Below are 15,475 nucleotides of genomic sequence, written 5' to 3' on the forward strand. Positions count from 1 at the left end.
ATTCAGCACATAAGAGTATTCAATGACACCTTATAAACGCTTCCAGCAAATACTAAATCGGGTTGAACAGGGACAGCAAACTGATGAAGATATATCATTTTTACGTCAGTTACTTTCGGCTGACGATCGGCAAATTGTATTGCAACTAGGTAAGTACAATGTCAATATTGGTGAAGGTAGAGACATCCATATAGGCGATCGCATCTACCAAACCTGGGATGAACAAGCAATCCAAACTTTAGTTCAAGCTATTCAAAAAGTAACTTGGCGATGTGTCGCTAGTTTAACAGAGAATGATTACACTCAAGTTGAAAATCAATCTACTCGAATTCCTATTATAGATAAACTAGCTAAAAATTTAACTGATTTTTCTCAACAATCTGTGATGCGTTATGGATTAAAACTAGCCTTTAGTCCTGATCAGGAATATTTTACTAGTGGTGGCAATCAAATTATTAAACTTTGGCAGACAAACACACGAGAAATACTACAAGAAATATCTGTTCCCTTTTCTGCAACAGGCATTTTTGATTTATGGTTTACATCTGTAGCCATTAGTCCAGATGCTCAATTAATTGCTGCTTGTAAAGCTTATCAAATTTACATTTGGCGTTCAGGCATATTAAATCCTCTTTATACATTTAGTAAAACTCTCTTTAGTAATTTTTTAGATGTTTTTGGTTTTGATTCAGTCGCTTTTAGTCCTAATAACAAAATATTAGCCGCTAATGATAATCAGGATATTAAGTTGTGGAATATAGAAAGAGGCAAAGAAATTGCTAAATTATCTGGCCATTCTGATAAAGTAACTTGTGTTGCTTTTAACCCAAAAAACAGTCGAATTCTTGCTAGTTGTAGCTACGATAAAACTATCAAACTATGGGATATAGATAGTAAAACCTGTTTAAGTACACTTACAGCACATCGAGACGCTATTTATACGCTAACATTTAGCCCAGATGGAGAAATATTGGCAAGTGGCAGTAATGACAATACCATTAAACTTTGGCATTTGAATACTGGACAAACACCCCAAACGCTGAGACAGCATTCAGATGCTGTTACTTGTCTTGTATTTAGTCCAGACGGTAAAGCTTTAGTGAGTGGAAGTAATGATAAAACAATTGTAGAGTGGAAAATTACTGAAAATGAATTCCAAATTTTTCCTGAACGACATCGCAGAGGTGTGACATCAATTGCAATTAGTCCAGATGGAAAAACATTAATAAGTGGAGGTAGAGATCAGACCATTAAAGCCTGGCAACGGTAAAATCAGGTTATGATTTTCGGACGACAGCATTGAAGTCTTCTCATTGATGTTGTTCTTAATTCAAGTGTATTTTTTACACCTTTGTTTATTCTTATCTTACTTCGTTTGTAAAGCTCACTCTATACTAAATTATATGAGCTTACCCTGCTTTAAACTGTTGATATTATAGAGATTTTCGTGGTATATGTGTATCAAAAAATTTTTAGATGCTGCACACAACTATGCCCTCAGATTTCTATCACAATTTTCGTGCGCGCTCCTTCAAAAGCCAAAAGTTTTCTTAATCTTTTGCTTCTACTTCCTGCCAGCCTTTGATAGCACCAACAATAAAAGCGCCTGCTGGGTTGTCAATAGCTTTCTCAAAAGCAGCCAAACCTCCTGACTTGATAGCATTTATCACTCTTTGTTTCAATAATGGGTTACTTTCAATGCAGTGTACAGCTTCTGCTGCTATTACCATTTGTTGTGATGTAGTATTGGCCGGGTAAGTTTGCTCTAATTGTTTTAGTAATAGCTGAATCTCAGCAGCAGCTTGGGCAATACTTTGGGGCTGTCCAGCAGCGTAGTAGTTACCTTGAACGTAATTTCCTTGAATACGCTCGATATAATTACCGCTACCCATATTAATAGTGTGATCTCCAGTCACGTTAACTTCTCCTTGATAGGTTTGGATGTAATTTCCTTCTACGTAGGTAGCATCGACAAAAACAAAATCATCTGTTGTTTCTGAAGCAATCTCCCTAATTCTTTTCTCAATAAAATTATTTACAGTAGGTGGTAGCTTGTGGTTACTTCCTGACCACAACTTCAAATCTTGATTGTACCTCGAATAATAATCCTCTTTAAAGTTTCCCCGAATAATATTTTCAGAAACTTTTACTTGAATAAAAACCCTTTCTCCTCTTTTACCTAGAGCTACAATATCTAAAGACTCATCATAATCTCTAGACATTTTATGCAATACAGTTAGAGCTAGTCTAGGATTAATATCCTTCTCATGATATAATTCAACTGTTTCTAGGATGTATCTAACAAAAGTTACAAAGCCATCTTCTGTGAATTGACCTCTAGGTGGCATTTGGTCACGCTTATCTTCATTAACCCATTTTAGATATACGTAATCGCAGGAAATCCCATTCAGCTTAGTACTTTCGGTAATTACCCAATCTTGGATACAACTTCCAGTTAAACTAGCGCCTCTTAAATCTGCTCTTTCAAAGTTAGTTCTGACTAAGATAGCTCTGGATAAATTAGCTCCTTGCAAGTTAGCTTCATGGAAGTCTGCGTCAATAAAGCTGGCATTTTGTAATTTGGCTTGGCTTAGGTTAACACCTCGTAAATCTAAGCGATCAAAGTTTTTCTCCTGCCCATCACCAGTAATTACTAATTGTCGTAATTTTGCATCTTGAAGATAAGTATTTCCAGGTCGAATTTGGTCTATTTGTTTAGCATTCCGCCAACAGGTACAAGTAACATTAGCTTTTCTAAAATCCGTACCTTTAAGCGTAGCCTCCGTAAAATTTGCATCAATTAAAATAGCATAACGAAAGCTTGTTCCATCAAAAGTAGCAACAGCTATAGACAATTTCCGAAGAAAAGCATACTTCTCATCACTAGCCAAGGCTCGCCAAGCAACATAACTACTTAACATCAAGCTAACAATAGCACCAACAGCAGCTATAGGTGCACCACCAGCAGCGGCAGCAAAGATAAGATGAGTACCAATGCCAGCAGCGATACTAGCTGTAGTGACAGCGATAATGAAAAAAGCAGCAACAATCACAGCAACAATCACAGCTATAGCGACAAGCAAAGCACCCTGTAAGATGCCAGCAAGTGTGAAAGCGAAACCACCAAAGATAAAACTGACAACAAAGTAAGTACTCGCACCAACTACAGCCAAAGCACCTTGAAAAGCAAAAATACCAACGTAACCACTAATAACAAGAACAAAGAGAACAACAGCCAAAAATACTAAAGGTGCTACTATACCTCGGAAGATAGTAGTAGTAGAGAGTACTAGGAATGTTGCCAAGACAGACAGAGCTGGAAAAATAGTATATTTGCTGGTGTATTCAGGGCTAAACATTATTCCTGCAAAAATACCAAATATTCCTGCTGTAAATCCTAATATTATTGCCAAAATCAATGATACTATGACTAAAGCAATGCTGCTGCGGAGTGAAAGCCCAGCTTTGGCAGAGGTGAAGTCTGCACGTCTGAGTATGGCATTAGTAAAGTCTGTGCCTCGGATATCTGCATATGTAAAGTTTGCACCTATTAAGTTTTGACCTTTGAAGGAGCGTCCTCGAAGATTTTGATTGAAATAGTCCTGGGACATAACAGGGAGAAGAATATATCTGCGCTTAAATTCTGATACAGATTTAGGATTGATTATTCCAGGTTTTGAAAAAACTGGAGTTGATTAATCACAATCATGTCATTAATTCTTGATTAGCACAAATCTTACTTTGCTCTGCCTCACATGATTTTTTAGATTACCGCTACTGTCAACATATCGTTTCATCAACATACTCTAGCATAATTATTAATTTTTTTAAATTCTTAATTAATACACTCTTAAAACGTGAGATCCTTGGTTGTAAGCTTATATGAATAATCTATGAATAAAAAATAAAAATATTTAAATTTTTTAAGCTTTTGCACAACTAGCACTGATATAAAAATATAGCTCCCATATGTTTTTAAACTAGATACAACTTGTTCAGAGTCAGTTTATCGTGTGATTATAATCACACGATAAACTTTATAAATAGCTTAGTATTGATATTTGCTGCCTCATACCTAATTTTTTAGTCAAAATTTAAAGGAAGGTAAATATGGGGATTAGTTTATATAGATAATTGCAAAATGAACAACTTCCATTTACTAATGAAGTTAGTCAGTGATTATAAATTCAGGCTGACATTTTAATTACGTATCAATAAATTGGTCTTCAATAACAACAAATAATATTAGATATAAATAATGTTTTGATATAACCAAATAATCATTGATTGCCATCTAAGGAATAAAAGAGGATCAAGGTGGGAGTGGTTTACATAGGCGATCGCAAAACAGGCAAAACCCATTTAGCAATGGAATTAGCCAACCCTAAAAATGAATATGTCAAAGTATCTAGCCAAGATTATGAGGCTCTCAAAGCAGGTTTGCTAGACGAAAACAGTAGTGCTAGGGCTACCAGCGATGAACAAGCAACCTATGAACGTTACTTAGATATCCAAGTGCGACTACCTGTAGGTAATAAACAAGTAATAGTAGATTGGATAGATACACCAGGCGAAGTTTGGCGCAAAAGTTGGCAGATTGATAATCATAATGAATGGAAGAAATTCTTAGAAACGATACAGCAAAGTGAAGGGATTTTACTTATCCTGCCACCGCATCGAGGATTAAATTTCCAACCAGGTGTAGATACAGAGCAATTTATGAATCAACAGCAATGGTGTAATAGGTTTGACCGTTGGGTAGAGTTTTTCCGTCAAGATTGCCCCAAAGCCAGACATATTCTCATTTGTTTAAATAAAGCAGATTTATTTTGCGATTTGCAGAAGGAAGCCTCCCAGCTCGCTTACAATCCTAACGGCGCTCAAATGAATTGGCAGCAACGTCATACTTATGTTTTACAAAGATATTTTAGACCAATTCACTCACAGTTAGAACAAATTAACAAAAATGTTTTAGGTTTATCAGTTCGTTGTTTTATTACTAGTATTTATCATCGCTCATTGTTGGAATTACCTTGGATATATTTAGGCAGTTTTTTGGCTAAATAATGAGGAAGCATCAATATGGGAAATATTCGTGTAATTGGCCCACGGGGTTCTGGTAAAACAACTTATTTAGCGGCTCTAGCTTATCAGCCTGTACAACCAGGAGGCAAGCCTAAAAATTTCAAAGTTCAGGCAATTAACGAAGACACAAGAAAACTGGCTGAAAAAGCTGAAAATCTGATTTTAGAAGGTGGTTCCCTAGAACCTACTGGCGTTTTAGTTAAAACTATCGATGATGTACCTGTCTATTCTTTTAATATTGCAATTTCTAACTTATTCCAAAAACATAAAAATATCAACTTAGCAGTTAGAGATTATCCTGGTGAAATTTTTGATGAGCTAGAACTAGGGTTAACAAATCAAATCCAAACAGAATTTATTGATGAATGTCTAGCAAAAGACGTGGCTGGTTGTTTAATTATGTTAACCGAGTGGAAGCATGGAACAGATAGGCATTACAGCAGAGTTTTACAACGCTTTATCGAATTAATGGATAGCCAAGGAAGAATCAATGATTTGCGCCTAGCTGTAGCCATAAGTAAGTGCGAACGTGGGGAACTTTGGCCTGGTAGGTTAGATCCAGAAGTTGATTTATTTAACACTCATTTACCAAAAAGTACAAAAGTTTTAAAAGAAAAAATTCCAAAGCGCAACTTAAATTTTTATGCCATATCAACCTTTGGGGTTCTGGGACGCAATAACCCGCGACCAAATCGGGTTGAAGAATGGGGAACGAATGGAAGAAATTCGGTTTTGCGAGAACCAAATCGTTGGCGACCTTACAACTTAATTGCCCCTCTTTATTGGCTAAGTACGGGTAGGAGAATGCGAAATGATGCGTGATTTGTTTAAAAAAACTGCTTCTGAACCGCAGCAAAGTAGTGCAGTGCTAAGGGTAATAGGCGATCGCTCTTCTGGTAAAACAACTTATATGGCATCTTTGGCACGCTGGCCCAATGCTGACCCTTCTAGCCCCGTACAGTCTGTCATCTCAGTTAACGAAGCCGGAGAAGAACTAATTACCAAAGCTCAAAATCTTCTCGAACAAGGATTAGCCCTCGAACCCAGCAATCTCGATGCTAGTGCAGCCGACATTAAAGATTACACACTCAGGATTACACTCAAGGGACAGTTTTCTTGGAAAAATGCCAAAGCTAGCATTGGTTCCAAATTGGTAAATCTCAACATCAGTTGTAAAGACTACGCTGGAGAGTTTTTTGCTGACCTCCTCCAACAATCAGGAAACCCAAAACTAAGAGAATACTTAGATGATTGCTTGCAAGCAACGGGAATTATGTTCTTGGTTGATGGTAATAGTCGTCGCAAAGACCTAGAGTATGTTACGGGGTTGGATAAATTTTTGACAGCCTTAGACCGTAGTGACATTATGGGTGGAAAGCGAAGAATCTCGCTGGTTTTGACCAAATGCGAACAATCAGAGTTGTGGGTTAATCGCCATAAACCTGCATTTGTCGCTGAGGCTCGTTTTCCCCAAGTTTACAGAAAATTGCAAACTTGGCAGCAAATGGGAGCCGGAAGAGTGGATTACTTCACTACTTCGGCTTTTGGGATGTTAGGTAATAATTTCCCAGAACCCAATGTAAATTTACTGAGTCGTGGGAGAGAAGGAATCGCCGCAGTGATCAAAGAGCCGAAGCGCTGGCGACCTTTTGGGTTAGTGGCTCCGATTTATTGGCTATGTACAGGCGATCGCCATAAAGAATTAGATAAAGGTTAAATATATGAATCCAGCAACTATTAAAATTCACGAATTTAGTACTGGTATTCGCCCAGAGAGAACTGCTGAGGGCGGTTGGGTATCACGGGGATTCACCGGACAATATATGAATATAACGCTTGCATCTGTTCCCCCGGCTGTTGAGCGTTCCATAGCTAATCGGGAATTTGCGGTCACAGAAGGTGCGTCAAGCGATCGGCCAGCAATCATCGGTCGCGTCGTAGGGAGTGGAGAGGACGCTTGGTCGGTGGTGGCGGTGGTGACACGGGGACGAGATGAGATAGGGCGCAGTTTGTCTGTTTATCGTTATTTTTTGTCTCAGGGGGATAAAGAAAACCTCCGGTTAATACTAGCTTGGTGGGAAGCTCAAGGAATGCCCAGGTTTAATCCCTTTGACACTAAAACTGTTGGGCAACCTAATTTATTTGATGTCACTTCCACTCACTCACCAAATATCCAACAAGAAGCTCTAGCTTTAGTTGTAAATAACTCTGAGCCAATACTAATAGAACCAACACATCAATATAATTTGCAAACTATCAATACCTTAGCAATTAAAAAATTCAATAGTTATGGCGGTGGTCAAAGTGCTTCTTGGGCGTTTAATGTTGAAGCCCTAGAACAACCCAGACGATTTCAAGTAATTCAAGCAGCGAGCCAGCGTGCCTATGAGATATTAGAAAGAGCAATCAAGAATGTTCCCCAAGTCTTAGCGCCAGTTGTTGCCGATGAAGAAGCACTGAAGTCTGCGATTCGCGGTTTAATTAATAGTTCCCAAGTAAAACCTGAAGCAGTGCAAATCATTGCGAATGCTCTAGAAAATCAGCAAATTAGCCAAGAATATTGGCACAGCTTGTTTGATGGACAAGGAGCAAAAACTGCAATTAGCCAAAAAATTTATAGTCCACAAATGGTCAGGTTAATTACCCTCAGAGCAATGGTAATACCAGAGACTATAACGGAATTTTTAGCTTGGCTGAATGTGAAAAGTATTAAGGATAAAGCCGACGAAAATCAAAATATTTCTTTAGAGTTTCAAAAATCCGTTCGCTCCAATTTTCCTAAAGAAAACCTTGCCGATGGAATTAAATATATTTTACCTAAATTACTAAATAGAACAATTACCCCAGAATCCGTATATTGGTTGTTAATCAAAAGCGGTAGTGCGTGGGTTTATTGTCAAAAGCAGTTTTTACATGACATTGTAAATGATTTAGAAATAATTCGTGATTATTTTGAAAATACTCAACGGCCATCTACTTTTCCTCATGAATTATTAAATTGCAATCAGGAAATTTGGAAAAAATTAATAAATTATTGGAAATTAGTTTATTTTAGTAACCATTACGTTGAATGTTATAAGCCTTTTGCTGAATTATTTGAGTATATAAAAGAATACAGTTTGTCTGCTTATTTCTACCAAGTAAGCGAAGGTCGGGTTCCTAAAAATGTATTTTATGAAGTTGCTGAAAAAAATAATATCCACGCAAATTATTTCACTTTTTTAGATTTAACAATTGAGCGAGAAGTTACTTGGCTTGAATCTTTTATTAATTTTATTTTTCAGGAGTATATCGTGCCAATTCAATTAGTTATTCCTTTTTCAATACTAATATTTTTAAGCGGTTTATTTGTCGGTTCAAAATTTTTGTCTCAACAGCAATCTACTCAGCAAGCAAATCAAAGAGAGTTACCCCACCAGGCTATTAATAATGGAAGAGATACTATTTCGGAATATCCAAGCGATCAATCAAGAATAGAAAATTCAACAGTTCAATCTCAAAATATACCAATAAATAAAAAAGAAATAGCAATGCAAGATGTACATATTCAACAAACAAGTAAAGCAGTTAAAACAATTATTAAAGAGCTTAAGCCAAATATTAAACAGCAAAATAATCAAAAGGTAGATACAGATAAAATTATTATCGATGAACTCAAAAAAATTCTGAATGTAAAGGATTTGAATTATGCAAAAGCAATAAAAGAACCTGGTAAAGAAAGGGAAAAGTTAGTAGAAGCAATCTATTTATATCAACTAAATGAATTTGACGAAAATGCTGCTTTTGGCTATATGGAATCAGGTAAACAAACACCTAATAAATTAAAAGATAAAATAAAAAATAATCTGGGGATTTAGAGTTTGTAAAATTCATAAAACAAGATGAGAATATATCTTTACATATTAGCTGGCATAACTTCAGCATTACTGGGCTGGAATATAGGTCAATTCTTCATCACAGACTTAAGTTTACTCAAACAATTTCCCGAAATCATTCTCTTTCCCTGTGTTGCTATATCTCTAGCAATTGGTATGGTGATGAATGAAATATTTATCAGTAACCCCACCCGACCTAAACTCAGCTTGCGGATTGCGAAAACTCCTTTACTCATCGCCTTTGCTTTAGGACTGTTAGCAGGTTTAATTGCTGGGGGTATTTCCCAAATTCTCTTTTTACCTCAAATTCGCGTTCCCACGCCAATTGTTAGAACCCTAGGCTGGCTTTTAATTGGTGCTTCAGTGGGTTTGGCTGAGGGGTCAACTTGGCGTTGGCACAGCATGGAAGCTGGAGATCCTAAACGCTTTTGGCAGCGCTTTATCACTAGCGTCATTGGTGCTAGTGCTGCCAGTTTAGTGGCTGCGGCATTATTTGAATTCATTCGTACCACTTTAGGTGCAATGCCATCTGAGTTTAAAGGTGTTGAAGACCCTTTAGGCTTTTCTATTTTGGGTTTATTACTAGGTTTCGTTTTTAGTATTACTAATTCTCCTAGCTATTTAGGTGCTTTGAGAGCAGGTGCAGGTTTCGAGTACACCGGGCCAAATTATGAAGATATCGATCCACAATTTAAGTCTGTTAAGCAAAAGTTTTCATATATAGATACTTCAGTACTGAAATTTGTTAGTGAAGGTGATACCTATGAAATCGAAGAAGGTTTGTCAATCCAATTACCTGGAACTGGAACAATTAGAATTGGTTCGGCGGTTAACAAATCACATATTTATATACCAGATTTACCCCTTCATGTTGCCGATTTAGTTTTAAAAAAACGTGAAGCAGTTTTGTCTCCTAACCCTCAGTCTTTCAAAACTATAGAAATCAACGGTGACCGTTTAACATCACGCAGAGATATTCGTTTAAAACACAACTATGTCTTGACATTTCATACAGTAAAGACCGATGGCAACAATGAAGAAAAAATTTATCGATTCGTCTACTATAACCGATTTCTTGACCCGCAGGCTTAGTTTATCAATGCTAATGTTAGCTGCGTTTGCATCTCCTAGTTTTGGACAAGCAAAGGTTGCAGAAATTGTGGGTAACCCTACTGTTAATGATGACAGAGTTACTATTCGCATTAAGGTTAAAAGTGCAGAAGAAAGACCTATTATGGGTCTACAAGATACGAATTTTAAATTATTAGTAGACAAAAAAGAAGTTTCGTTTAACAACAAAGATTGGAAAAGCCCTGAGGAAACTATACCACCACCAGCATGGATTATTGTCCTGCTTGATTTTAGTGGAAGTATGAGAGAGCTAGATAGTAGTAAGACAAAAAAAATTGCGGGAGCAATTAAAGCAATTCGCCAGTTAACCAGCGTCTTAAAAGACCGTGGAGAAAATACCCAAATAGCAATTGTTCCCTTTGGCGAACCTGGCGATAAATGTCCTCAAGGATATTCGATTAATCAAGATACTCTGGATAAATTTTTTGCTGCTAATGATTTTAAGCTACAAAATAATCTTGATTACTTAGAGAGTTTAACTCCCTGTGCTTCTACCAACCTTTATGAACCATTAACAAAAGCAGTCAAGTTTTTAGCTAATACCGCAGACTATCGTTTTTATCCGCCAAAAGATTCTCCCCAACCTCAGCCTAGACTTTCAATTATTCTGCTATCTGATGGTTATCACAATTTTGCAAATGAAGCCCAGGATTTTCAAAGTTTAATCAGTCTTTTAAAAAGAAATAGCAATATTATAGTGCATACCTTGGGGTATGGTTTAACCCCAGAACAGCTAGGTCAAAAATATAAGCTTGGCAGACCAGCTATTCGTGCAGATATTAATAGCCGTAAGGTTCCAGAAGCAGAATTTGTAGATAAACAAAGGTTAGCTGAAATTGCCAAAACCACTGGCGGAATAGCTGAGTTTTCTGGAGATGCAGAAGCCATTGCTGAAAATCTGCAGCTTTTTCTCAATGCTTTGCTAGGAGAGTACGAAATTAACTATACCCAACCTAACGCGGAACGTGGTTCTAAGCATAATGTGCAGGTTTTAGTAACTTCTAACGCTAATAAACCAGTACAGTCCCCACCAAAAGCTTACACCATCACTGTGTTTGGTAGATCTCTTCCCTTAACAGTAAGAATGTCTATGTTGGCGTGTATTTTGGTTTTGCTTTCATTAGGTGGTATAGTGCCATTTTTCTTGTGGGGTGAATACTTAAAAAAAGAAGCACTGGGAGATTAATGATAGCAATGAATATTCTATTCAAATTCACATCTGTAACTTCTTTGATTTTGCTTATAACCTCTGGTTGTACTCCTGCTGCCAATACACAAAACTTAACTACTTCCTCTTCTAATCTTACTAAATGTCCAGATAAACCTGAGGCTGTGCTTGATGCAAATAAAGTCAAAACTATTAATCTTAGTAACCAAAAAATTACAGAATCAGGAATGGTGAGTCAGAATAAATCTGTAGGATATGTTTTTGAAGCTCAAGCAGGTCAAAGGCTAGTTTATAACACTCTTCAAGATGTTTGTATTGCGGTTTATACACCAGAAAATCGACTTCTCAATAGTGGTGTTCTACCCATAACTGGAAAATACACCGTTCAAATTTTTATTCTTAAAGGTTCCACAACCTTTGATTTAGCTATGAATTTAGAAAGCAAATCAACATCTCCTCCTACTGTTACTCCTACAACTCCTACTGTTACTCCTACAAGTAGTACCACTCCATTAGCTACGACTCCGCCATCATTAACTAAAAATACTAATCCTAGTCCGATTTCCACATCGAAGGAAAGATTTTCATCTTTTACTAACAACAATGTCTCTCGACCATCTCCAACAGAAGTAATTAAAGATTATTACGCCAAAATTAATAACCGTCAGTATAGAAGTGCCTGGAATATTTTACCTGTTGAACTGCAAGAAGATAAAGAACTCCATCCGAATGGTTACAGTTCTTTCTTAGATTGGTATAGAGATAAAGTAGATTTTATAAATATTCATAATATTTATTTAGCCGAATCTAATAAAGATTATGCAACTGTGAAAATGAGCAGTACTTACTACATGAGATCTGGAAGAAAGGCTCCTATAAATCTCAATTTTTATATGGTGTGGAATGAAAGCCAGCAAAAATGGGAGCTTAGTAAAACTAAAATAGTTAATTAATACTATACAAGAGAACATGAATTATTTATGATCACTACTCAAAGAAATTTTATTTTTAATAAAAAACGTGGTAATAGTGGAAAAATAATACTATTATCAGCAATAGTATTATTACTATTTAATAGTGGTTGTAAATCACAATCTCAGACATTGGGTCAAGCTCCTTTGAATACTCCTGGTGCTACATGTCCAGATAAACCTGTGGATTCGCTAGATACCAAAAATGTTAAACAGATTCAACTAACTTCTCAACCTATAAAAGAATCGAGTCAATTACGAGCAGGTAAAGATTTAGGATATACTTTTGAAGCTCAATCTGGTCAAAGGCTGAATATTCAAACTAATGATGAAATTTGCATTTGGGTTTACACACCAGATAACCAAATAATCACTGGTAAAGATTTAACACAAACTGGTAAATATATAATTCAAATTTCTGTACCTAAAGGGTTATCAACTTTTGATTTACAACTGGCTTTAGAAAGCTCATCCAAACCTATATATTCAAATCAACCAACTACCACTCAAGAGCCAAATATATCAACTTCAGAAGTTCAGAGTGCTGATACTTTTGTAAGGAACCATTACATAGCTATTAATAATCGTCAATATAGTTTTTCTTATAAAAATCTTTCCCCTCGATTTATAAATGAAAATATTCCAGGTGGCTATTCTGATTATCAGCGTTGGTGGGATAGCGTTAAAGAAATAAAAATCGGTGAGATTAAACTGCTCAAACAAAATAATAATCAAGCAATAGTAAATGCTGAATTATGGTACACAATGAATGATGGTAAAACTTTTCAAGACTCTAAAAGTCGCATAGATTTAGTTTGGAGCAATGATAGTAATAAATGGTTATTTGATATGAAGAGTGAGCCTTAAATTTTAAAACCCATATATTCAATCTCAAAGATTCATTATGAAGAAAATAATTTGCTACTTTACATTATTAATAATTTATGGGTGTTCTTTTGGAATACCATCTGCTCCATTTGCTTCTACTTGTCCAGAAAAACCTACAAATACACTAACAGAAAAAGATGTTCAAGAAATCAATTTGGATGAAAAAACTTCATCTAAATCTGGTCAAGCTAGTGCGAATAAATCTATAGGATATAAATTTACAGCTCAGTCTGGTCAAAAACTGAGTTGGTCAACTGATAGTGATATTTGCGTTTGGGTTTATGCGCCAGATAACCAGATTTTGAAGGGCGGGGATTTACCACAAACGGGTAAATATATTATCCAGGTTTCTGCACTGAAGGGTTCTAAAACCTTTGATATGAAAATGAGTTTAGGTATTCTTCAAGCTTCTGAAAACCCGACTCCAACACCTTCTGTTTCTATTACTGCTATTTCTTCTAGGTTAAAGCCTACACCTACACCTACACCTACATCAGTAGCAGATTTAACTCAAGAACAAGCACTGAATATAGTTAAGGAATGGTATGCTGCTAAACCTCAAATATTTGCACCGCCTTTTGATACAACATTAGTTGATAAATTAGCCACAGGAAAGCTGTATGATAAAACTACTAATTCTGATCCAGATGCTGGCCCTATAGCTTGGCTGAAAGCTAATAATTCTTACTATCAATATAATCAATCAGAAATCAGAAAAGTTACAGATTTTTCTAATTCTGGCAGACGGCCATATATAAAAGTTAAAGTTTTTGAAGAACTATATCTTTATGGACCGAAAGGTAATATTGACCAAGAAAACTCTGGCTCGTACCAAACTGATTTTATATATTTTTTTGAAAAAGACAGCAATGGTGTATGGAAAATTTATGATTATTCAAAAATTTAGAATGATGTATAGGTAACCCCATGAATAAAAAGTATCGTAAAATAAAACGCTCAATTAGGTTGGATCGAGTAGCTATTTTAGTAGCTTTAGTTTGTTTACCATTAATTTCATTAATACTTTTAATATCAAAACTTTTTAATAGTTATCAAGTATTAAATAGCAAAAAATGTACCATAGAATCAAAAATTAATTTACTAACATTTATTGAAAAAAGTATTCAAGGCACTATTAATAAAAATCAAGTTAATTGTTTCTATTTTTATGGTTCATCTGAGGATAAAATTAAGTTATTTAGTAAAACTAAAATTACTTTTAAGACACCAAATAATCATCCGAGTATTTTACAAGGTTCTTCCAATATAACTTTGTCTAATACTGGAACATACTCAATTGTCATCAACACAGATAAAGATGTTGAAGATTACCAAGTAACTTTGAAGTTAGAAAGTAAAAACTTATCTGCCACACCTCCAATTAGAATAACTGAGACATTACCCTACAAACCAGCGATAATTAACTATGAGCCACAACTGATTTATAAGGTAGATAAACCTCCGTCTTTTAAACAAAATTTAAAATTACAAACAATAGTTAATGATATTGTGGCTTTGGCTAGCTCAAAAGGTTTACCAATAGATAGATTATCTGTCAGTTTGGTCGAATTAAATAGTACTGAATGTTGTGCCTATGGTCAATATTTAGCTCAAGAACCTAGATTTCCTGCAAGTGTAGCTAAGTTATTCTGGATGGTGTATTTATATGGCAAATATGAAGCAAAACTACTGCCAGAAGGGGCAGTTTCTTACAAAAATCTGGCGAAGATGATTCAAGACTCAGATAATGAGTCAGCTAGTTTAATTGTAGATACAATTACCCAAACTAAATCAGGTGAAAATTTACCTTCAAATGAATTTGATAGATGGGTTCAAAAGCGATTAGCAATGAATTCATTTTTTGAACAAGCGGGATATTATCCCATAAATATTAGTCAAAAACTTTTCCCAACTGATTATCAGAAAAATGATGCCCCTGCTGGTAGAGATTTACAGATACGTCGTGACGAATCCCATCCTTACAGGAATTATACAACTACACATAATGTAGCCCGATTACTTCTAGAAATTTATCAAGAAAAAGCTATTTCTAAAAAATATAGTCAAAGCATGAAGTTGTTGTTAAAAAGAAACTTGCATCCTAGTGCTTGGAGAAATAAAGAATTTAATGCTATTGAAGGTTTTTTAGGCGAAGCTTTACCAGAAAACGCTTACTTTGCTTCAAAAATGGGCTGGAATTTTAACACACGTAACGATGCTGCTATTATAGGAACTCCAAATGGTAAACATAAGTATATATTAGTAATTTTTGGTGACGATCCCAGCTTTTATAAAGATAAAAAACTTTTCCCTGAACTATCACGCTTAGTTTATGAACGTATGACAAATTAAAGCTA

General features: G+C 35.6%; 13 protein-coding genes. 11 read left to right on the forward strand and 2 right to left on the reverse strand.

The features are described from left to right. Positions 1-22 precede the first annotated feature (22 nt). A complete protein-coding gene (locus HGR01_RS37880; protein WP_052335471.1) occupies positions 23-1,270 on the forward strand; it encodes a WD40 repeat domain-containing protein in 1,248 nt (415 codons plus the stop codon). A gap of 280 nt (positions 1,271-1,550) precedes the next feature. On the opposite strand, the gene HGR01_RS37885 is transcribed toward HGR01_RS37880, so the two are convergent. After that, positions 1,551-3,611 (reverse strand): pentapeptide repeat-containing protein, encoded by a 2,061-nt coding sequence (locus tag HGR01_RS37885; RefSeq protein ID WP_052335470.1) that lies wholly within the window; start codon positions 3,609-3,611, stop codon positions 1,551-1,553. A gap of 706 nt (positions 3,612-4,317) precedes the next feature. Here HGR01_RS37885 and HGR01_RS37890 point away from each other — a divergent pair. Genes HGR01_RS37890 through HGR01_RS37900 form a run of 3 tightly spaced genes read left to right on the forward strand, consistent with a single transcriptional unit; the run spans position 4,318 to position 6,802 of the window. Next, positions 4,318-5,067, forward strand: a complete 750-nt coding sequence (locus tag HGR01_RS37890) for a hypothetical protein (protein ID WP_045874737.1) — start codon at positions 4,318-4,320, stop codon at positions 5,065-5,067. 15 nt (positions 5,068-5,082) lie between these two features. Beyond that, a complete protein-coding gene (locus HGR01_RS37895) occupies positions 5,083-5,907 on the forward strand; it encodes a hypothetical protein (protein WP_045874736.1) in 825 nt (274 codons plus the stop codon). Further along, entirely contained in the window at positions 5,897-6,802 is a 906-nt protein-coding gene (locus tag HGR01_RS37900) for a hypothetical protein (RefSeq protein ID WP_045874735.1), read from the forward strand. Before HGR01_RS37895 ends, HGR01_RS37900 begins: the two co-directional genes overlap by 11 nt. A gap of 27 nt (positions 6,803-6,829) precedes the next feature. On the opposite strand, the gene HGR01_RS37905 is transcribed toward HGR01_RS37900, so the two are convergent. Then, positions 6,830-7,012, reverse strand: a complete 183-nt coding sequence (locus HGR01_RS37905; protein ID WP_235623145.1) for a hypothetical protein — start codon at positions 7,010-7,012, stop codon at positions 6,830-6,832. 82 nt (positions 7,013-7,094) lie between these two features. Here HGR01_RS37905 and HGR01_RS37910 point away from each other — a divergent pair, with 82 nt between their 5' ends. Genes HGR01_RS37910 through HGR01_RS37940 form a run of 7 tightly spaced genes read left to right on the forward strand, consistent with a single transcriptional unit; the run spans position 7,095 to position 15,470 of the window. Continuing rightward, complete coding sequence (locus HGR01_RS37910; protein WP_228045531.1) at positions 7,095-8,942, forward strand: hypothetical protein; 1,848 nt, start codon at positions 7,095-7,097, stop codon at positions 8,940-8,942. 24 nt (positions 8,943-8,966) lie between these two features. Then, complete coding sequence (locus HGR01_RS37915; RefSeq protein WP_045874733.1) at positions 8,967-10,052, forward strand: hypothetical protein; 1,086 nt, start codon at positions 8,967-8,969, stop codon at positions 10,050-10,052. 7 nt (positions 10,053-10,059) lie between these two features. Beyond that, entirely contained in the window at positions 10,060-11,277 is a 1,218-nt protein-coding gene (locus HGR01_RS37920) for a vWA domain-containing protein (protein ID WP_045874732.1), read from the forward strand. A 44-nt stretch (positions 11,278-11,321) separates the two neighbouring features. Then, positions 11,322-12,212, forward strand: a complete 891-nt coding sequence (locus tag HGR01_RS37925) for a hypothetical protein (RefSeq protein WP_228045533.1) — start codon at positions 11,322-11,324, stop codon at positions 12,210-12,212. Positions 12,213-12,239: 27 nt separating this feature from the next. After that, complete coding sequence (locus tag HGR01_RS37930) at positions 12,240-13,097, forward strand: hypothetical protein (protein ID WP_052335469.1); 858 nt, start codon at positions 12,240-12,242, stop codon at positions 13,095-13,097. A gap of 37 nt (positions 13,098-13,134) precedes the next feature. Beyond that, the gene (locus tag HGR01_RS37935) at positions 13,135-14,025 is read left to right on the forward strand and encodes an ARC6/PARC6 family protein (RefSeq protein ID WP_045874730.1); all 891 of its coding nucleotides are present in this window, start codon (positions 13,135-13,137) and stop codon (positions 14,023-14,025) included. Between the two features lie 20 nt (positions 14,026-14,045). Next, complete coding sequence (locus tag HGR01_RS37940) at positions 14,046-15,470, forward strand: serine hydrolase (RefSeq protein ID WP_052335468.1); 1,425 nt, start codon at positions 14,046-14,048, stop codon at positions 15,468-15,470. The last annotated feature ends 5 nt before the right edge of the window (positions 15,471-15,475 follow it).

Source organism: Tolypothrix sp. PCC 7712 (assembly GCF_025860405.1).
In the GTDB taxonomy this organism is placed as follows: domain Bacteria; phylum Cyanobacteriota; class Cyanobacteriia; order Cyanobacteriales; family Nostocaceae; genus Aulosira; species Aulosira diplosiphon.